The organism is Pseudomonas sp. Pc102, assembly GCF_018408275.1.
Classification (GTDB): Bacteria; Pseudomonadota; Gammaproteobacteria; order Pseudomonadales; family Pseudomonadaceae; genus Metapseudomonas; species Metapseudomonas tohonis.
In genome coordinates this window covers 6191937-6211098 of sequence record NZ_AP021905.1, presented here as the reverse complement: position 1 = coordinate 6211098, position 19162 = coordinate 6191937, and the positions used below count along the sequence as shown (strand labels likewise).

At 66.2% G+C, this 19162-nt stretch carries 18 protein-coding genes; 7 read left to right on the top strand and 11 right to left on the bottom strand.

The window, feature by feature from the left end:
* The first annotated feature begins 97 nt into the window (after positions 1-97).
* Complete coding sequence (locus PHLH3_RS28255) at positions 98-853, top strand: ABC transporter substrate-binding protein (RefSeq protein WP_173170984.1); 756 nt, start codon at positions 98-100, stop codon at positions 851-853.
* Positions 854-984: 131 nt separating this feature from the next.
* A complete protein-coding gene (locus PHLH3_RS28250; RefSeq protein ID WP_111260736.1) occupies positions 985-1740 on the top strand; it encodes an ABC transporter substrate-binding protein in 756 nt (251 codons plus the stop codon).
* A 155-nt stretch (positions 1741-1895) separates the two neighbouring features.
* Here PHLH3_RS28250 and PHLH3_RS28245 read toward each other — a convergent pair whose 3' ends face one another.
* The 5 genes from PHLH3_RS28245 to gpmI form a co-directional block, all read right to left on the bottom strand.
* Positions 1896-3386 carry a hypothetical protein gene (locus PHLH3_RS28245; RefSeq protein WP_213626853.1) on the bottom strand — a complete coding sequence of 497 codons (1491 nt, stop codon included), beginning with the start codon at positions 3384-3386 and terminating at the stop codon, positions 1896-1898.
* Positions 3387-3483: 97 nt separating this feature from the next.
* Complete coding sequence (locus tag PHLH3_RS28240; protein WP_244863102.1) at positions 3484-4170, bottom strand: divergent polysaccharide deacetylase family protein; 687 nt, start codon at positions 4168-4170, stop codon at positions 3484-3486.
* A gap of 298 nt (positions 4171-4468) precedes the next feature.
* A complete protein-coding gene (locus PHLH3_RS28235; RefSeq protein WP_213626851.1) occupies positions 4469-5797 on the bottom strand; it encodes a S41 family peptidase in 1329 nt (442 codons plus the stop codon).
* A 31-nt stretch (positions 5798-5828) separates the two neighbouring features.
* Entirely contained in the window at positions 5829-7088 is a 1260-nt protein-coding gene (locus PHLH3_RS28230; RefSeq protein WP_173170993.1) for a murein hydrolase activator EnvC, read from the bottom strand.
* 128 nt (positions 7089-7216) lie between these two features.
* Complete coding sequence (gene gpmI / locus PHLH3_RS28225; protein ID WP_213626849.1) at positions 7217-8752, bottom strand: 2,3-bisphosphoglycerate-independent phosphoglycerate mutase; 1536 nt, start codon at positions 8750-8752, stop codon at positions 7217-7219.
* Positions 8753-8896: 144 nt separating this feature from the next.
* Between gpmI and PHLH3_RS28220 the strand changes: the two genes are divergently transcribed.
* The 3 genes from PHLH3_RS28220 to secB are packed head-to-tail and all read left to right on the top strand — an operon-like array spanning position 8897 to position 10089.
* Positions 8897-9310 (top strand): rhodanese-like domain-containing protein, encoded by a 414-nt coding sequence (locus tag PHLH3_RS28220; protein WP_213626847.1) that lies wholly within the window; start codon positions 8897-8899, stop codon positions 9308-9310.
* A 2-nt stretch (positions 9311-9312) separates the two neighbouring features.
* Positions 9313-9567, top strand: coding sequence for a glutaredoxin 3 (gene grxC, locus PHLH3_RS28215; RefSeq protein WP_111264746.1), 255 nt, complete (start codon positions 9313-9315; stop codon positions 9565-9567).
* A gap of 36 nt (positions 9568-9603) precedes the next feature.
* Positions 9604-10089 (top strand): protein-export chaperone SecB, encoded by a 486-nt coding sequence (secB, locus tag PHLH3_RS28210; RefSeq protein ID WP_021218677.1) that lies wholly within the window; start codon positions 9604-9606, stop codon positions 10087-10089.
* Positions 10090-10153: 64 nt separating this feature from the next.
* Here secB and trmL read toward each other — a convergent pair whose 3' ends face one another.
* On the bottom strand, positions 10154-10615 hold the full coding sequence (gene trmL / locus PHLH3_RS28205; protein WP_111264747.1) for a tRNA (uridine(34)/cytosine(34)/5-carboxymethylaminomethyluridine(34)-2'-O)-methyltransferase TrmL: 462 nt from the start codon (positions 10613-10615) through the stop codon (positions 10154-10156).
* Between trmL and PHLH3_RS28200 the strand changes: the two genes are divergently transcribed.
* Positions 10614-11054, top strand: a complete 441-nt coding sequence (locus PHLH3_RS28200) for a hypothetical protein (protein ID WP_213626845.1) — start codon at positions 10614-10616, stop codon at positions 11052-11054. The genes trmL and PHLH3_RS28200 overlap by 2 nt on opposite strands.
* Before the next feature lie 742 nt (positions 11055-11796).
* Here the strand turns inward: PHLH3_RS28200 and ntrC are convergent.
* The 5 genes from ntrC to glnA form a co-directional block, all read right to left on the bottom strand.
* Entirely contained in the window at positions 11797-13233 is a 1437-nt protein-coding gene (gene ntrC / locus PHLH3_RS28195) for a nitrogen regulation protein NR(I) (protein ID WP_111264261.1), read from the bottom strand.
* The gene (glnL, locus tag PHLH3_RS28190; RefSeq protein ID WP_111264262.1) at positions 13230-14315 is read right to left on the bottom strand and encodes a nitrogen regulation protein NR(II); all 1086 of its coding nucleotides are present in this window, start codon (positions 14313-14315) and stop codon (positions 13230-13232) included. The genes ntrC and glnL overlap by 4 nt, the downstream gene beginning before the upstream one ends.
* Before the next feature lie 189 nt (positions 14316-14504).
* On the bottom strand, positions 14505-15125 hold the full coding sequence (locus PHLH3_RS28185) for a DUF4124 domain-containing protein (protein ID WP_213626843.1): 621 nt from the start codon (positions 15123-15125) through the stop codon (positions 14505-14507).
* Positions 15126-15128: 3 nt separating this feature from the next.
* Positions 15129-15689, bottom strand: coding sequence for a DUF4124 domain-containing protein (locus PHLH3_RS28180; protein ID WP_213626841.1), 561 nt, complete (start codon positions 15687-15689; stop codon positions 15129-15131).
* A gap of 242 nt (positions 15690-15931) precedes the next feature.
* On the bottom strand, positions 15932-17338 hold the full coding sequence (glnA, locus tag PHLH3_RS28175; protein WP_111264265.1) for a glutamate--ammonia ligase: 1407 nt from the start codon (positions 17336-17338) through the stop codon (positions 15932-15934).
* Positions 17339-17670: 332 nt separating this feature from the next.
* Between glnA and thiI the strand changes: the two genes are divergently transcribed.
* Positions 17671-19125 carry a tRNA uracil 4-sulfurtransferase ThiI gene (gene thiI / locus PHLH3_RS28170; RefSeq protein WP_111264266.1) on the top strand — a complete coding sequence of 485 codons (1455 nt, stop codon included), beginning with the start codon at positions 17671-17673 and terminating at the stop codon, positions 19123-19125.
* Positions 19126-19162: the final 37 nt, after the last annotated feature.

Genomic DNA, 19162 nt, shown 5'->3' with positions numbered 1-19162 from the left:
GATCCGGTTCGCAGCCTGGGCGGCTGACGTCGTTACCCTGTACCCACGGGGACCGAATCAGCGGTTTTTCCCATCCCTCCTTACAAGGTAGTTGTATATGTCGAAACGCCTCCTGCTCGCTCTGGCGGGCACTCTCATGGTGCTGGCCGGATTCGCCCGCGCCGATGTGGATGAGAATTACTCGGTGGTGCTGCTGACGGAGAATTTCCCGCCTTACAACATGGCGATCAACGGAAAGAACTTCGCTCAGGAAGACAACGTCGACGGCATCGCCGTGGACGTGGTGAAGGAAATGTTCAAGCGCGCAGGCATCAAGTACAACCTGACCCTGCGCTTCCCGTGGGACCGCATCTACAAGCTGGCGCTGGAGAAGCCCGACTACGGCATCTTCGTCACCGCCCGCCTGCCGGAGCGCGAGCAGTCCTTCAAGTGGGTCGGCCCCATCGGCCCCGACGACTGGGTCCTGCTCGCCCGTGGCGACAGCACCATCAGCCTCACCAGCCTGGAGCAGGCCAAGCAATACAAGGTCGGCGCCTACAAGGGCGATGCCATCTCCCAGGCCCTGGCCGAGAAAGGCATCGAGGCCACCACCTCCCTGCGTGACCAGGAAAACGCCAAGAAGCTGGAGAAAGGCCAGATCGACCTCTGGGCCACCGGTGACCCCGCCGGCCGCTACCTGGCCAAGCAGGAAGGCGTCTCGGGCCTGAAGACCGTGCTGCGCTTCAACAAGGCCGAGCTGTTCCTGGCGCTGAACAAGGAGACCCCCGACGAGGTGGTCAAGCGCCTGCAGGACGCGCTGGACAAGATGCGCGCCGAGGGCCTGGTCGACCAGATCCTCAACAGCTACCTGTGATACCCAGCGACCGGCCAAGAGCCGGTCGCTTGCCATTGGATGGCAGGACGGGGCGATCCATACGTCCGTGGGCCGAGGCCCATGCAGGGAAGTCGCTAGCCATAACCACAAATTCAAGCGAGCGGATGACAATGCACAAACTGATGAGAAACGCCCTGACCCTGGGCCTGATGTTCCTGGCCTTCGGGGCCCGCGCCGAGCTTCCGGCCGACTACAAGGTCGTGCTGCTGACCGAGAACTTCCCGCCCTTCAACATGGCGGTGGACGACAAGAACTTCGCCCGCGACGACGGCATCGACGGCATCAGCACCGATATCGTCCGCGAGATGTTCAAGCGCGCGAACATCGAATACACCCTCACCCTGCGCTTCCCCTGGGACCGGCTGTATCGCCTGACCCTGGACAAGCCCAACTACGGCCTGTTCTCCACCACCTTCACCCCCGAGCGCCAGCCGCTGTTCAAGTGGGTCGGCCCCGTCGCCAAGACCGGCTGGGTGCTGCTCGCCGCCCCGGGCAACAACATCGCCCTCAAGGACCTGAAGAGCGCCGGCCAGTACCGCATCGGCGCCTACAAGAACGACGCCGTGAGCCAGCACCTGGAAAGCCAGGGCCTGTCCCCGCAGAACGCCCTGCGTGACCAGGAGAACGTGAAGAAGCTGATCAAGGGCCAGATCGACCTGTGGGCCACCACCGACCCGGTCGGCCGCTACCTGGCCAAGCAGGAAGGCGTCACCGGCCTGCAGACCGTGCTGCGCTTCAATGATGCCGAGCTGTACCTGGCCTTCAACAAGGACACCCCGGACGAGGTGATCGAGCGCCTGCAGAAGGCCCTCGACCAGATGCGCGCCGATGGCTTCGTCGACGAAGTGACCAAGAACTACCTGTGATCCCGCCTGCCGCCACCCACCCAGCAGGGGTGGGTGGCGCTTGCACCGTTCTGGTGCGTTGACGTTCTGTCGATCAGGCCCCGCATGCATGCGGGCTGCCCATTACCCATGAACACCTTCATGCAGAGCCGTTCCGGCAGGATTCGCCGTGCGCGTCAGTCCAGGCGGTAGCTGTGGATGCGCTTGTCCGGGTTGACGTCGTACCAGTCGCCTTCCGCCCAGAACACCCGGTCGGTGCGCGGGTCCAGTCCCTGCACGCCCAGGTAGCCTTCGATGGCGAGGCGGCTCCAGCTCCGGCCCCAGTCCCGTGAATAGAACACCGCGTCGGAGGAAATGGTCGCCGGCTCGCCATCGGCCGTGGGGTAGAGCCACAGGGGGACGCTGTAGCTGCTGTCGGTATTGGCCAGCAGCACCCCCTTGCCGATGCTGAACCCGCGCAGGCCGGTACTGGAGGGCAGTGGCCAGAACGGGCTGGGCAGGCTGCCCCGGGGTTGCCAGGCGAGGGTCTGCCGGTCCAGTTCGGCGACCTGGACGGCTTCTTCCCCCTCGCGCTCGATCACCGCGATCACGCGCTCGTCGTCGTTGCTCACCACCTCGTCCAGGTGCAGGCCGTACTCCCGCTCCAGCGGCCCCATCCGCCACTGGCCGCCGTCACGTACCAGGCGGGCCCTGCTGGTGACGAACACCGGGGTGGTGAGGTACTTGCCGTCGGGCTCGCCGTAGAGGAAGGACTGCGAGACCCAGATCGCCGCGTGCTGGTCGTCGAACTGCTGGACATGGCTTGTGATGCGGCCGTACCCGCTGTTGTAGTCGCCCCAGTTGACGCCTTCCGGTGCGCGGCTGCGGATGGCGTCGAGGCTGACCAGGAGGTCGTCGCTGGCGATGATCGCCTCGCGGGTCGCGCCCTGGTCGGGCGAGTAGTAGAGGCCGCCGCGCAGGTTCTCGGGCTCGCCATAGGCGCTGCTGCTCTGCGGCAGGCTGGCCCAGGCCCAGAACTGCTGGTTGTCGAAGAAGTAGGGCTCGAGCGACCAGGCCAGGTCGTTGGCTTCGGCCAGCAGGCCCTGTTCCAGGGGCGCCCAGCTGGTGCCCTGGTCGTCGCTGCGCAGGACCACCGTCTGCCGGATGTCCGCCTGCTGCGCATCCTCGGGGCGGTTGACGCCGGTGAGCAGGTAGAGGGTGTCGCCATCGGGCGTCGCCACCAGGCAGGCGGTTTCGCCGAGGTGGGCGACCTGGACGAATTCACCCTTATCGTCGAGCCGTGACAGGTAGGTGGTCTGCGGGTCGCTGGACAAGCCGCCACCGAAGAGGCCGCCGAAGCCCGAGGGCTCCTCGTCGTCCTGTTCGGCAGCATTGCCGCGGATCAGGGCATCGAGGTCGATGCCGGGCTGGCCTTCGGTCTTTTCCGCGCGGTCCATGCGGCCGACCAGCCAGGTGTTCTTCGGTGTCGCCAGCACGCCGGTGCAGTATTGCTGCCGGGCCCGCTGCTCGACGCGGCTGGTGGTGCCCACGACTGCTTCGCCCGGGCTGGCGCCGCCGAGTTCCAGCTTGGCGCTGACGATGATCCAGAGGTAGCCCGTGGGCACCACGGCGGCGATGACGAACGCCAGGATGACGAGGGCCTTGATCAGGGATTGGCGACGGGGCATGGAACGGCATCCTTGCGGGAGAAGCGCTGAAGCCTAAGGACTCGACGTCCGTTTGCCCAGCCGCTGTGCCGGGGAACATGCGCTGGCGCACGCCGATTCAGCGATAGACGCCGCCCTTGCCGTGGGCCGCCATGGCGCGGTTGCTGCGCAGGGCGATCATCTGCTGCACCCCGATCAGCTCGAAGCCCTGCGCCTTCAGGCGCGGCAGCTCGCGTTCGAGCAACGCCAGGGTGGCGGGGTGGGGGTGGCCGATCATCACCGCCGAGCCCTGCTTGCGGGCGAGCTTGAGGGCGGCTTCGAACTGCGCGGCGATGGCTTCGGGGTGCATGTCGTCGTCGAGGAAGACGTCCCGCGAGAGGCTCGCCAGGCCGATCTTCTGTGCTTCGGCGGCGGCCACGGTGGCGGCGCTGGTGCGGCTGTCGATGAAGAAACGGTGATCGCCCTGCAGGCGGTGCATCAGCCAGGCCATGGCCTGGGGCTGGGCGGTCATGCGGCTGCCCATGTGGTTGTTCAGGCCCTGGGCGTGGGGCACGACGCGCAAGGCGGCGTCGAGGCGCCGCTGCAGTTCGTCCACCGGCATGCCCGGGTGCCAGGCGAAGGGGCCGCCGGCCGGGTCCATGGGCAGATGCAGCATCACCGTCTTGCCGGCGGCGTGGGCGGTGTTGGCCAACTGGGTGGCGTGGGGCGCGTCGGGGATGATCGACAGGGCCACCGGGCCGGGCAGGGCGAGCACGCGGCGATCGCGCTCGGGCGTCTGGCCGAGGTCGTCGATCACCAGCGTCAGGCGTGGACGCTGGCGGCTGTCGAGCGGGGTGGCCGGAGCGGGGGAGGCGGTCTTCGCCGGCCTGTCGGCCCTGGCGGGCGGTGTTGCCGGGCCTGGGTTGGAAGGGGCGGTGGGCGAGGCGGTGGCCGGCTGCTCGGGGCCGAGTCTCAAGGGGCCGGGCTGGATGGGCAGCGCCTGGGCGGGCGCCGCCTGCTCCGGCGCCGCGAGGGGCAGCCGGGGCAGGGGCGGAAGGGGATCGCGGGCCTGGGTCGCCGACGCGCCGAGCAGCAGCGCCAGCAGCCAGGCTCCCCGGCTCACCTCAATCCCCGCGGGTGACGTTCAGGCCCTTGAGCAGGTTCAGCGCCTGGTTCAACTGGTAGTCGTCGTCCTGCGGGCGGGCCTGGGCGGCCTTGGCCTTGCCGGAGCTGGGCTTGTCGGCGCCACCGTTGCCGTTGCCGAGGTGGCCGGCGAGGTCGGCTTCCTTGAAGTTCTCGCTGTCCTGCTCGCGGGTCACCTTGGCGCGGGCCACTTCCACGTCGGGGACGATGCCCTGGGCCTGGATGGAGCGACCGTTGGGGGTGAAGTAGAGCGCGGTGGTGAGCTTCAGGGCGCGGTCGTTGTTCAGCGGCAGCACGGTCTGTACCGAGCCCTTGCCGAAGCTGTCGGTGCCCATCAGCACGCCACGCTTGTGGTCCTGCAGGGCGCCGGCGACGATCTCGGCCGCCGAGGCGCTGCCACCGTTGATCAGCACCACCAGCGGCACGCCTTCGCTGGCGTCGGCCGGGTCGGCGGAGAAGCGCAACTCGGAGTTGGCGATGCGGCCCTTGGTGTAGACGATCAGGCCCTTGGTGAGGAAGTGGTCGGCCACCTCCACCGCGGACTGCAGCACGCCGCCGGGGTTGTTGCGCAGGTCCAGGACCAGGCCGGCGAGTTTCTTGTCACCGTTGTCCTTGCGCAGCTTGGCCAGCGCCTTGCCCACTTCCTCGCCGGTGTTGACCTGGAACTGGGTGATGCGGATGTAGCCGTAGTTCTTGTCCAGCACCTGGCTCTTGACGCTCTTGACCTTGATCACCGCGCGCTTGAGCTCGACGTCGAAGGGCTGGCCGCCCTCGCGTACCAGGGTCAGCACGATAGGGCTGCCGGCCTTGCCGCGCATCTTGTCCACGGCTTCCATCATCGACAGGCCCTTGGTCGGCTGGCCGTCGATCTTGACGATCAGGTCGCCCGGCTGGATGCCGGCCTTGGAGGCAGGGGTGTCGTCGATGGGCGAGACGACCTTGATGAAGCCGTCCTCGGTGCCCACTTCGATGCCCAGGCCGCCGAATTCGCCGCTGGTGCTTTCCTGCAGCTCCTGGAACGCCTCGGGCTCCAGGTACGCGGAGTGCGGGTCGAGGTTGCTGAGCATGCCCTTGATGGCGTTCTCCAGCAGGGTCTTGTCGTCCACCGGTTCGACGTAGGCGGATTTGATCCGGTCCAGCACCTCGGCGAAGGTGCGCAGCTCGTCCAGGGGCAGCGGTGCCTTGCCGTTCGCCGCCGGTGCCGGGGCGGGCGCCGGCGCTGCGGGCTCCTGGGCGGCGGAGGCGAGCGATGCACCGCCGAGCAGCGCCAGGGCCATGGCCAGGGAGGTAAGGCGGGACAGATGCGGCATGCGAATCAACTCCTACGGAATGAAGTGGCGCTTATCCTTGCGCCCGGCACCACTGCGCGGGGTCGCTGGGGCGGCCCTGCTGGCGGATGGCGAAATACAACGCGGGCGTATCCTGCCCGCCACTGGTGCCGACGGTGGCGATGGACTCCCCCGCCTTGACGATGTCGCCGGCATTTTTCAACAGGCTCTGGTTGTGGCCGTACAGGCTCAGGAAGCCGTTGCCGTGGTCGAGGATGACCAACAGCCCCGCGCCGCGCAACCAGTCGGCGAAGACCACGCGGCCGCCATGCACGGCGCGCACCTGGCTGCCTGCGGCGGCGCCGATCAGCACGCCGTCCCACTTAGTTCGTGCGTCTTCGCCGCGAGGAGTTCCAAATCTCGCAACGAGACGGCCATCGACCGGCCAGGGCAGCTTGCCCCGGGCACTGGCGAAGGGGCCGCCGAAGTTGCCGCCGGTGCTCGAAACCAGGGGGCCGGAAAGGGATTTGGCGGCGGCCGGGGAGCGCTTGAGCTCGTCTTCCTGGCGCTGCCGTTCGGCCAGTTCGCGCTTGCGTGCCTCTTCGGCCTCGCGGGCCTGGCGGGCGAGGGTTTCCTCAATGGTCTTGAGCACACGGCCCAGCTCGGCCTGCTCCTGCTGGCGGGCCTTGAGCTTCTGGTCGCGGTCGGTCACGTCGCGGTTGAGCTTGGCCAGGGCCAGCTGGCGCTCCTTGCGCAGGCCGGCGAGTTGCTCGCGGCGGCCGTCCAGGGCGCTCTTCTGCTCGACGAGCGCGGCCTGCTGGCTGGCGATGTCGCGCTCGACGTTGGCCAGTTGGCGCAAGGTCTCGTTGAAGGCGTCGAGCTGCTCCAGGCGGGCCTGGCTGAGGTAGTCGTAGTAGGTGAGGGTACGGGCGAATTTCTCGGGGTGCTGCTGGTTGAGCAGCAGCTTGAGGTATTCCTGCTGGCCACTCTGGTAGGCGGCGCGCGCCTGGATGCCGATCAGCCTCTGCTGTTCAAGGCGCGCGCCCTGGAGCTTTTTTTTCTCCTGGTCCAGGCGCCTCACTTCGCCTTCGCCCTTGTCGAGTTCCTGTTGCAGGTCCTTGACCTGCTTTTCCAGCTGGCCCATCTCCGATTCGGTTTTCTTCAGGTCCGCCTGCACGCCGGACTTCTCCTCCTGCAGCTGCTTGAGGAGTTTCTTGAGTTCGGTGACGTCCTTGGCGGCCTGGTCCAGCTGTTGCTGGGTCTGCGCGCGCTCGTCGGCGACGGCCGGCGCGAGTAGGCAGGCAAGGAGAATGAGGGTGAGGGCGCGAAACATGGGGGCGTGCGGCACCAGGGAAGAAGACGGGCCTAGTATGCCCGTCGCGCTCGGCAAAAAAAACGCCCCGAAGCCTGAGCTGCGGGGCGTTCGATGCGAAACCGCGGCGCCGGTGGTCGGCGCGTGGGTCATTTCAGTTCGACGATGCTCTTGCCGGTCATCTCGGCCGGCACCGGCAGGCCCATCAGGGTCAGCAGGGTGGGGGCCACGTCGGCGAGCACGCCGCCTTCGCGCAGGCTGACCTGGCGCTTGCCGTAATAGATGAAGGGCACCGGCTCGCAGGTGTGCGCGGTGTGCGCCTGGCCGGTGGCTTCGTCTTCCATCTGCTCGACGTTGCCGTGGTCGGCGGTGATCAGCGCCTCGCCGCCGACCTTGTCGAGGGCGGCGGTGATGCGTCCCAGGCAGGTGTCCAGGCACTCGACGGCCCTGACCGCGGCCTCGAAGACGCCGGTGTGGCCGACCATGTCGCCGTTGGCGTAGTTCACGATGATCACGTCGTAGCGCAGGTTCTCGATGGCGTCGACGATGCGGTCGGTCACCTCGGGGGCGCTCATCTCCGGCTGCAGGTCATAGGTGGCGACCTTGGGCGAGGGGATGAGGATGCGCTCTTCGCCTTCGAAGGGCTCCTCGCGGCCGCCGGAGAAGAAGAAGGTCACGTGGGCGTACTTCTCGGTCTCGGCGATGCGCAGCTGGGTCTTGCCGTTGGCCGCGAGGTATTCACCCAGCACGTTGTCCAGGGACTCGGGCTTGAAGGCGCTGGGCGCGGGGATGCTGGCGGCGTACTGGGTCAGCATCACGTAGCCGGCCAGGGCGATTTCACGAGCACGGGCGAATTCCTTGAAGCCGGGCTCGACGAAGGCGCGGGACAGCTCGCGGGCGCGGTCGGCACGGAAGTTCATGAAGATGACCGCGTCGCCATCCTGCACCGGGGCGGCGTCGCCGATACGAGTGGCCTTGACGAATTCGTCGCTCTCGCCGCGCTCGTAGGCGGCGGCGAGGCCTTCACGGGCGCTGGCGGCGGTGAATTCGGCCTGGCCTTCGGTGATCAGGTTGTAGGCGGCTTCGACGCGGTCCCAGCGGTTGTCGCGGTCCATGGCGAAGTAGCGGCCGATCAGGCTGGCGATGCGGCCCTTGCCCAGGCGGGCGAAGGTGGCATCGAGCAGCTCGATGGAGGGCTCGGCGCTTTTCGGCGGGGTGTCGCGGCCGTCGAGGAAGGCGTGCAGGTAGATCTTCTCGGCGCCGCGCTGGGCGGCCAGCTCGGCCATGGCGACCAGGTGGTCCTGGTGGCTGTGTACGCCGCCGTCGGAAAGCAGGCCCATGAAGTGCACGGCCTTGCCGGCGGCAACGGCCTTGTCCACGGCCTCGACTATCACGGGGTTGGCGAAGAACTCGCCATCACGGATGGCCTTGGTGACGCGGGTGAAGTCCTGGTAAACCACGCGGCCGGCGCCGAGGTTCATGTGGCCCACCTCGGAGTTGCCCATCTGCCCGTCCGGCAGGCCCACGTCCATGCCGCTGCCAGAGATCAGGCCGTGCGGCTGGGTGGCCAGCAGGCGGTCGTAGACCGGCTTGGTGGCGGCGTAGATGGCGTTGTACTCGGGACTGTCACTGTGACCGAAGCCGTCCAGGATGATCAGAACCAGGGGGTTGGGCGTGGCTGTCATAAGTCCGACTCGCATGGCACAAGAAGATCAAAAAGGGAGCGGCATTTTACGTACAAGTTCCTTGTGCGTCACCGCCGTGCGGGGTTTGGTGGACCTGTGGTGCTGTGTATACTGGCCGGCATTTTACCGTCCCGGGACCCGTCGATGTTCGCCCACCTGATTGAATTTGCCACCAACCACTATGTACTGAGCGCATCCTTCGTCGTCCTGCTGGTGCTCCTGATCGCCCACGAACTGCGCCGTGGCGGCCGCAGCATCAGCACCCGCGAGCTCACCGCGCTGGTCAACAGCGGCCAGGGCATCGTCCTCGACGTGCGCAGCAGCAAGGACTTCTCCAGCGGCCGCATCGTCGACTCGCTGAACATCCCCTACGAAAAGCTGGCTGCTCGCCTTGCGGAGCTGGATAAGCATAAGGACAAGACCATCATAGTGGTCGATACCATGGGCCAGCACGCTGGTACCGTTTGCCGTGACCTGCAGAAAGCCGGTTTCACCGCCTTCAAGCTGTCCGGCGGCATCGGCAGCTGGCGTGGCGAAAACCTGCCGTTGGTGAAGTGAACATGGCTGCCGTCGTCATCTACTCCAGTGACTGGTGCCCCTACTGCATCCGGGCCAAGCAATTGCTCGGCAGCAAGGGCGTCCAATACGAAGAGATCCGGGTCGATGGCAAGCCCGACGTCCGCGCCGAGATGACCCGCAAGGCGGGCCGCACCTCGGTGCCGCAGATATGGATCGGTTCGACCCATGTGGGCGGCTGTGACGACCTTTATGCCCTTGAGCGGGCGGGCAAGCTGGATGCTCTGCTCAAGGCGTGACCCCACTCGAAAACGTACGAACAAGAAGGCTCTGCCATGACTGAACAAGCAAGCAACGGCGCTTCCCAGGAAGCTCAGAACCCGCAATTCTCGCTGCAGCGCATCTACGTGCGTGACCTGTCGTTCGAGGCCCCCAAGAGCCCCGAGATCTTCCGCCAGGAGTGGACCCCGAGCGTGGCGCTGGACCTCAACACACGCCAGAAGTCGCTGGACGGCGATTTCCACGAAGTGGTGCTGACCCTCTCCGTGACCGTGAAGAACGGCGAAGAAACCGCCTTCATCGCCGAAGTGCAGCAGGCCGGCATCTTCCTGATCAAGGGCCTGGACGCGGCTTCCATGAGCCACACCCTGGGCGCCTTCTGCCCGAACATCCTGTTCCCCTACGCCCGCGAAACCCTGGACAGCCTCGTCGTACGCGGCTCGTTCCCGGCACTGATGCTGGCTCCGGTGAACTTCGACGCCCTGTACGCGCAGGAAATGGCGCGCCTGCAGGCCGCCGGCGAAGCTCCGGCCAACGCCTGATCCACGCTGGATGAAGAAAAAGCGCCCCTCGGGGCGCTTTTTTGTGGGCGCGTGTTCGCCCGGTTCAGTCCAGGCTGAAGCCATGCTGGCGCCAGGCCTCGTAGACCGCCACGGCCACGCTGTTGGACAGGTTCAGGCTGCGGCAGCCGGGACGCATGGGCAGGCGCAGGCGCTGCTCGGGCGGCAGGGCCTCGCGCACCTCTTCCGGCAGGCCGCGGCTTTCCGGGCCGAAGAGAAAGGCGTCGCCCTTCTCGAAGGCGACCTCGTGGAACAGCCGGGTGCCCTTGGTGGTGAAGGCGAACACGCGGGGGTGGCCCAGGCTCGCCAGGCAGCTCTCCAGGTCGGCGTGGCGCTGCAGGGTGGCGTACTCGTGGTAGTCCAGCCCGGCGCGGCGCAGGCGCTTGTCGTCGAGCTCGAAACCCAGGGGTTCGACCAGGTGCAGGTGGCAGCCCGAGTTGGCGCACAGCCTGATAATGTTGCCGGTGTTCGGCGGAATTTCCGGTTGAAAAAGGATGACGTGAAACATGCGTGGCCCCCTGCCCCAAAACCGGCGGCATTCTACTCCCGATGAGGACCCGAGGCGGCGCATGTGGCCGCGGTTTTTAGGTTCGCTGGCGATTTTCGGACTGCTGGTCGGGCTGATGATCGGCCGCCTGACCGCACCGGGGCCCATCCACCTGGAGCGGGTGGAGGCCTTGCCCGACGGGCTGGCGCTGTGGTTCGACGGCGAGCCGCGCCAGCGTGCCGAGCACATGGACGGGGCGCTGGCCTTCATCTTCGATGCCAGCGCCGAGCCGCAGAAGGGCCGCCTGCAATTGGGTGGCAAGGCGCTGAACTGGCGCTTGCAGATGACCCGCAATGGGTTGCTCTTGCACTTCGTGGCGACCCGCCCCCTGCATGGGGAGTGGAGCGGTGCCGAGGTGGATGGCAAGTGGCGGCTGCAGATCAGCCTGCGGGAGGGATAAGAAAGGGGATTCCCCGGCCTGCCTGTACCAAGGTCCCCGAAACGGGTCGTCGCTGCTGTCCGGGGCCGTTGTCTCGGCTCCCGGGCGGGATAAGAAAGGGGAATCCCCGGCCTGCCTGTACCAAGGCCCCAAAACCATCGTCCTTCACCGCTCGCCCGCGGAGCTCGGCTCGACGCGACGGCGGGGCAGTGAAGGGTCTTGCATAAAAGAGGGATCCCCGGCCTGCCTGTACCAAGGTCCCCGAAAACGGTTGTCTCTACCAATGCAGAGGCTGTGCCAGTTTTCGCATTCGGCCCCTGTCCACCTCCATTGGAATTCGCGCCTCATGGCCAGAGGCCCCGTGGTTATTGGGCTCTGGCCCTTCCTGGCTTTTTCGGGAGCATCATGGAATGCCCGTCTCCAGGCGGGCGGCAGTCAGGTCCTGAACATTTTCTGGGCACATTTTTGATGCGCCGAAGCGGTGCATGGCACCAGTCGTGAACGTTTTCCCCGGCTGCCGCCTGCGTTGGTGCGTCCCGGACAGCGGGCGGGCTTCAAGCTGGCGTCACGGAGAAAGACGCGGGGGGAGGGAGCAGGAGCGAATCCATTCGCGGGCGGCCTTTCCGAGGGGCTTCCAAGGACCGGCTGGCGGTCCGTCGCGAACGAACTCGCTCCTACAACGCGGTGAGGCGGGGTGGCCGCCTGAAATGCTTCGCGGGCCAGCAGGCCCGCGAGGTCGGAGTGGAGGGTGGAGCCGGGCCGATCAGGCGTCGTCGCCGTCGTCCTCGTCGCCGCCATCCACCTTCATGCCCAGTTCCTTGATCTTGCGGGTGAGGGTGTTGCGGCCCCAGCCCAGCAGCACGGCGGCGTCGCGGCGACGGCCCGCGGTGTGCTTGAGCGCGGTCTCGATCATGATCCGCTCGAACGACGGCACGGCGCTGTCCAGCAGGCTGGACTGGCCGCGGGCCAGCGCCTGGTCGGCCCACTGGCGCAGGGCCTGCTCCCAGTTGGTGACCGGCGCCGCGTCCTGGGGCTGGGTGAGCAGTTCCGGCGGCAGGTCGTCCACGTGGACTTCGCGACCCGAGGCCATGACGGTGATCCAGCGGCAGGTGTTCTCCAGCTGGCGCACGTTGCCCGGCCAGGGCAGGTTCTTCAGGTATTCCTCGGTCTCCGGCTTGAGCAGCTTGGGCTCCACGGCCAGCTCCTGGGCCGCCCGGGCGAGGAAGTGGCGGGCCAGCGCGGGGATGTCCTCGCGGCGGTCGGACATGCGCGGGATATGGATGCGGATGACGTTGAGGCGGTGGAAGAGGTCTTCGCGGAACTTGCCGGCCTGCACCAGGTTTTCCAGGTTCTGGTGGGTGGCGGCGATGATGCGCACGTCCACCTTCACCGGGGTGTGGCCGCCCACGCGGTAGAACTCGCCATCGGCCAGCACCCGCAGCAGGCGGGTCTGGGTGTCGGCCGGCATGTCGCCGATCTCGTCGAGGAACAGGGTGCCGCCGTCGGCCTGCTCGAAGCGACCGCGACGCTGGTTGGCCGCGCCGGTGAAGGCGCCTTTCTCGTGGCCGAACAGCTCGGACTCCATCAGGTCCTTGGGGATCGCCGCCATGTTCAGGGCGATGAAGGGCGAGGCGGCGCGCGGGCTGTGGCGATGCAGTGCGTGCGCCACCAGCTCCTTGCCGGTGCCGGATTCACCGTTGATCAGCACGGTGATGTTGGAGTGGCTGAGGCGGCCGATGGCGCGGAACACCTCCTGCATCGCCGGTGCCTCGCCGATGATCTCGGGGGTGCGCGGCTGGTTGGCCGGGGCTTCCAGGCTCTGCTGCTCCTGGGCGTGCTGGTTGGCGCGCTTGACCAGGGACACCGCCTCGTCGACGTCGAAGGGCTTGGGCAGGTATTCGAAGGCACCGCCCTGGTAGGACGCCACCGCGCTGTCCAGGTCCGAGTGGGCGGTCATGATGATCACCGGAAGGCGCGGGTGCAGCTCGCGGATGCGCGCCAGCAGGTCCAGGCCACTGGCACCGGGCATGCGGATGTCGGAGATGATCACGTCCGGCTGCTGGCGGGTCAGGCGGGTGAGCACGCTGTCGGCGCTTTCGAAACTCTGGGTGGTCATGCCTTCCTGTTGCAGGGCCTTTTCCAGGACCCAGCGGATGGAGCGGTCGTCATCGACGATCCAGACAGTTTCACTACGAGTCATGAGGATGCGGCTCCTTGTTCCAGCGGCAGGAAGATCGAGAAGACGGTGTGGCCGGGATGGCTCTCGCACTCGATGAGCCCCTGGTGCTGGCTGATGATGTTCTGGGCGATGGCCAGCCCGAGCCCGGTACCGTCCGGGCGCCCGCTGACCATGGGGTAGAAGATGGTTTCCTGCAGCTCGGGCGGGATGCCCGGGCCGTTGTCGATGATCTCCACCTTGGTCACCAGGCGGTGCCGGGTGTGGCCGATGGTGAACTGGCGCAGGGTGCGCGAACGCAGGGTGATGCGCCCGAGGCGCAGGTCGTTGTTGGCGGAGATGGCCTGCATGGCGTTGCGCACGATATTGAGCACGGCCTGGATCATCTGCTCGCGGTCGATGAGCACGTCCGGGATGCTCGGGTCGTAGTCGCGCACCAGGGTGATGCCGCCCTGGCTCTCCGCTTCCACCAGGCTGCAGACACGCTCCAGCACTTCGTGGACGTTGGTCATCGCCAGCGACGGCAGCTTGTTGGAGCCGAGCATGCGGTCCACCAGGTTACGCAGGCGATCGGCCTCCTCGATGATGACGTTGGTGTAGTCCTTCAGGTGCTCTTCCGGCAGCTCGCGGGAAAGCAGCTGGGCGGCGCCACGGATGCCGCCCAGGGGGTTCTTGATCTCATGGGCGAGGCCGCGCACCAGCAGCTTGGTGGTTTCCTGCTTGGACAGCTGGGCCTCTTCCTTGGTGATGCGCAGCAGCCGGTCGCGCGGGTGCACTTCCAGCAGCAGCAGGGTGGCGCCCTTGTTGAGGATGGGCGTCACCGCATAGTCCACCGTCAGGGTCTGCCCGGCGAGGGAGGTGAGCATGGCCTCGCGCTTGGTGAAGGGGTGCGCCTGTTCCACCGCCTGGCGCAGCGAGGTCAGGGCCTCGGGCGACTCGGTGAACAGCTCGCTGATGAACTGGCCGTGGCTGCGCTGGCCGCTGACGGCCAGGAGCATCTCGGCCGCCGGGTTCATGTACTCCAGCCGCAGGTCGGCGTTGAGCAGGATCACCGCGGTGGTCAGGTTGTCGAGCAGCAGTCGGTGCAGGGCGTCGTTGATGGTCATAGGTCGGGCATCTCGGCGATGGGCAGGAAAATGCAAGAAGCAAACCAAGCCCTGAAAAGACGCGCTGGAACAGGCCGCCAGCCGCTTGCGGCTGCTTTTCAGCGCAGTGCGGCGGCATGCGGGCGAACCAAAATGGGGAGAGTATAGAAATCGGTGCAGCCTGGCGCACCATTGCGGTGCGTCGCGGGATCAGAAGAACGGGAGGATGCCGATGATGCCCTTGTCCGGCTCCTTGGGCTTGTCCTTGAGCGGGCATTCGGGGCGTACGCCGTAGTCGGCCTTCTTGCAGGGGCGCGCCTGGCGCTTCTGCGCCAGGGTGATGCGCATGATGTGCACCGGCTGGTTCGGCGTGCGCTCCACCACCCGTTGCTTGTCGTCGATGATCTCCACCGCCAGCTGGTGCGTGCCGCGATCCAGGTTGCTCAGCGGGAAGACCGGGCTGCGACCGGGTTCGCCCTGGGCCTTGCCGTCGAGCACCAGGCGGTAGTTGTGGCCGTCGCGCAGGCCGGGCTCGCTCATGGCGGTGACGATGAGGTTGCCCTCCATGTCGCGCACCGTGGCGTCCGGCTCGGGTACCAGGATGCGCAGCACCTGGTAGCCCAGTTCGCGGGGGATGGCGGCGGGCGGCAGTACGGCCGGGGCCGCCGGCTGGGCGGTCATGCCGTTGGAGGGGGCCAGTTCGATGCGCTCGGCGTTGCCGGGCTTGGGCCGGTCGGTGAAGACGCGGTTACCTTCCTCGTCGATGTAGGTGTAGACCTGGGCCATCGCCGGCAGGCAGGTGAACAGCAGGCAGAACAGGATCGTGCGCATGGGTCAGGTGGCTGGCTTCGGAGTGGGTTTCGGAGGGGGCGGCGGGCGCAGCGCGGGGCTGCTGGTGTTGACCCGCTGCACGGTGAAGGTGATGGTCTCGCTCTGTTGCACGACCTGGTCGCCTGCGAGCACCTGGACCGCGAGGCTGTGCTCGCCGCGATCGGCGTTGACCACCAGCAGGCGCGGCACGTTGACCTTCTGGCCCTCGGGCTTGCCGTCCAGCAGCAGTTGCAGCCGGTGGCCGGTGCGCAGGCGCGGCACCAGGTGCACGCCGACGGAGAAGGTGCCGTTGTTGGCGCGCAGGGCTTCGTCGCTGGGCACGTCGGTCAGGCGGAGTTCCTGGTAGGCCGCCTCGGCTGCCTGGTCCTTCGCGGCGGCGGGCGGGGTGGCGGGCTTCTGTGCTTCCACGGTGTTGGTGGTGGGCAGGGTGACCTCTTCGGTCCGGGTGCCATCCGGCGGCTGGTTGGTGAAGACCGTGTTGCCGTTGGCGTCGGTGTACTTGTAGATCTGCGCCGTCGCGGGAAGCGTCAGCGACAACAGCAGGCAGGTGAGCAGGAGGCGCATGGGCCGGTCTCCTCTGGATGATGCCGCTAAGCGTTGCACCGGCGCGCCGGGCTGGCAAGTTCGGCCTGATGCGGCTGTGCGGCGCAGCCGGAAAATCGTGATCCGTCCGGAGTGCGCTGCGCTTGCGGCGTGGCCGATGCCGAGCGCACGGGGCCCATTCCCGGGACAAAAAAAGGCCTCCCGAAGGAGGCCTCTCTAGTCCGTGCCGCTCGCGCGGCACGCTGCCTGTGCAGGCTGCCGGATCAGACGCTGTAGTACAGGTCGTATTCCAGCGGGTGCACGAAGGTGCGCACCTTGATTTCTTCTTCGCTCTTCAGCTCGATGTAGGCATCGATGAAGTCGTCGCTGAACACGCCGCCCTTGGTCAGGAACGCACGGCCCTTGTCCAGTTCTTCCAGCGCCTCTTTCAGGCTGCCGCAAACCTGCGGGATCTCTTTCGCCTCTTCCGGCGGCAGGTCGTACAGGTTCTTGTCGGCGGCATCGCCGGGGTGGATCTTGTTCTGGATGCCGTCCAGGCCGGCCATCAGCAGGGCGGCGAAGGCCAGGTAGGGGTTGGCAGCCGGGTCCGGGAAGCGCGCTTCGATGCGGCGTGCTTTCGGGCTGGATACGTACGGGATACGGATCGAGGCGGAACGGTTGCGGGCGGAGTAGGCCAGCATGACCGGTGCTTCGAAGCCCGGAACCAGACGCTTGTACGAGTTGGTCGACGGGTTGGTGAAGCCGTTCAGGGCCTTGCCGTGCTTGATGATGCCGCCGATGAAGTACAGGGCGGTGTCGGACAGGCCGGCATAGCCTTCACCTGCGAAGGTGTTCTTGCCGTCTTTGGCGATCGACAGGTGAACGTGCATGCCCGAGCCGTTGTCGCCGTACAGCGGCTTCGGCATGAAGGTGGCGGTCTTGCCATAGGCATCGGCCACGTTGTGCACGCAGTACTTCAGGGTCTGGACTTCGTCAGCCTTGGCAACGAGGGTGTTGAACTTCACACCGATTTCGTTCTGGCCGGCAGTCGCCACTTCGTGGTGGTGAACTTCGATGACCAGGCCCATCTCTTCCATGGCGTTGCACATGGCGGTACGGATTTCGTGGTCGTGGTCGCACGGCGGAACCGGGAAGTAACCGCCCTTGACGGCCGGGCGGTGGCCCTTGTTGCCGCCTTCGACGTCCTGGTCGGTCATCCAGGAGCCTTGCTCGGAGTAGATCTTGAACATGGAACCGGAGATGTCGGACTTGAACTTCACTTCGTCGAAGATGAAGAACTCGGGTTCCGGGCCGACGAAGACGGTGTCACCGATACCGGTGGTCTTCAGGTACTCCTCGGCGCGCTTGGCGATGGAGCGCGGGTCGCGGTCGTAGCCTTGCATGGTGCTCGGCTCGATGATGTCGCAGACCAGGATCAGGGTCGGCTCTTCGGTGAACGGATCGAGCACGGCGGTGCTGTCGACCGGCAGCAGGATCATGTCGGAGGCTTCGATGCCTTTCCAGCCGTGGATGGACGAGCCGTCGAACATCTTGCCGACTTCGAAGAACTCGTCGTCGAGTGCGTCGCGTGCCGGCATGGTCACGTGGTGCTGCTTGCCTTTGGTATCGGTGAAGCGCAGGTCTACCCACTTCACGTCATGGTCTTTGATCAGTTGAAGCGACTTCGACATGGTGTCCTCCAGGTGAATGGGGAGCTGGAAAAGTTTGAGCCCCCAATAAAAGGTGAAGCCGGGGCGGCATAGTCCGCCAGGGCAACCTGCCTCACAAGGGAGCAAATTGCGTGCCAGTGCCCTGGAATGGGCAAGCGCCCTAGAACACAGGCAGGCCGGGGGCTGAAGATCGATTGTGTACAGTTTTGCGCACCAATTCCGTGCTCCGCACGTCGTGATTGCACCTGTTTGGTGCGCGTTCAGGGGGTGTGATTGATTTTGGTCAAAGCTTGAACAATTTCCGCTATAATCCGCGCCCCTCTTTTTCCGTTGTCCCAGCAAGCGCTGTTTTCATGAAACTCATCATCAAGGTCTTCCCCGAAATCACCATCAAGAGCCGGCCGGTGCGCAAGCATTTCATCCGCCAGCTCGCGAAGAACATTCGCGTGGTGCTGCGTGATCTCGACCCGGAAGTCGAAGTGAGCGGCATCTGGGACAACCTGGAGCTGGTTACGACGCAAACCGATCCGAAGCTCCTCGCCGAGATGATCGAGCGCCTCACCTGCACCCCGGGCATCACCCACTTCCTCGAGGTCAACGAGTACCCGCTCGGCGACTTCGACGACGTGCTGGAAAAGTGCAAGCTGCACTACGCCGACCAGATCCCCGGGAAGATCTTCTCCGTGCGCTGCAAGCGCGCCGGCAAGCACACCTTCACCTCGATGGAGCTGGAGAGCCACGTGGGCAGCCGCCTGCGTCGCGAGTGCAACGCCGCCGGCATCTCGCTGAAGAACCCGGAAGTGGAAGTGCGCATCGAGGTACGCGACCAGCGCCTGTTCGTCATCCATCACCAGCACGACGGCCTCGGCGGCTACCCGCTGGGTTCGCTGGAACAGACCCTGGTGCTCATGTCCGGTGGCTTCGATTCCACCGTCGCCGCCTACCAGATGATGCGTCGTGGCCTGATGGCCCACTTCTGCTTCTTCAACCTCGGGGGCCGCGCCCACGAGCTGGGCGTGATGGAAGTGGCCCACTACCTGTGGGAGAAGTTCGGCCGGTCCCAGCGCGTGCTGTTCATCAGCGTGCCGTTCGAGGAAGTGGTGGCCGAGATCCTCGGCAAGGTCGACAACAGCCAGATGGGCGTGATCCTCAAGCGCATGATGCTGCGGGTCTCCACGCGCATGGCCGAGCAGTTGCGCATCGAGGCGCTGGTCACGGGCGAGGCCATCTCCCAGGTGTCCAGCCAGACCCTGCCGAACCTCTCGGTGATCGACTCGGCCACCGACATGCTGGTGCTGCGCCCGCTGATCGCCAGCCACAAGCAGGACATCATCGACACCGCCACCCGGATCGGCACCGCCGAGTTCGCCAAGCACATGCCCGAGTACTGCGGCGTGATCTCGGTGAACCCGACCACCCGCGCCAAGCAGAGCCGCATCGAATACGAAGAGGCGCAGTTCGACATGGCCGTGCTGGAGCGTGCCATCGAGCGTGCCCGCCTGATCCCCATCGACCGCGTGATCGAGGAACTGGGCCAGGACCTGAAGGTGGAAGAGGTGGGCGAGGCGCTGCCGGGCCAGATCGTCATCGACATCCGCCATCCGGATGCCCAGGAAGATGAACCGCTGGAGCTGCCCGGCATCGAAGTCCAGGCCCTGCCGTTCTACGCCATCAACAGCCGCTTCAAGGAACTGGACGAAAACCGCCAGTACCTCCTGTATTGCGATAAAGGCGTCATGAGCCGCCTGCATGCTCACCATCTGCTCAGCGAGGGGCATGCCAATGTGCGCGTTTATCGCCCGGCCTAAACAGCCCGGGCTGTACGGCGGCAGCATCCGCCACCGC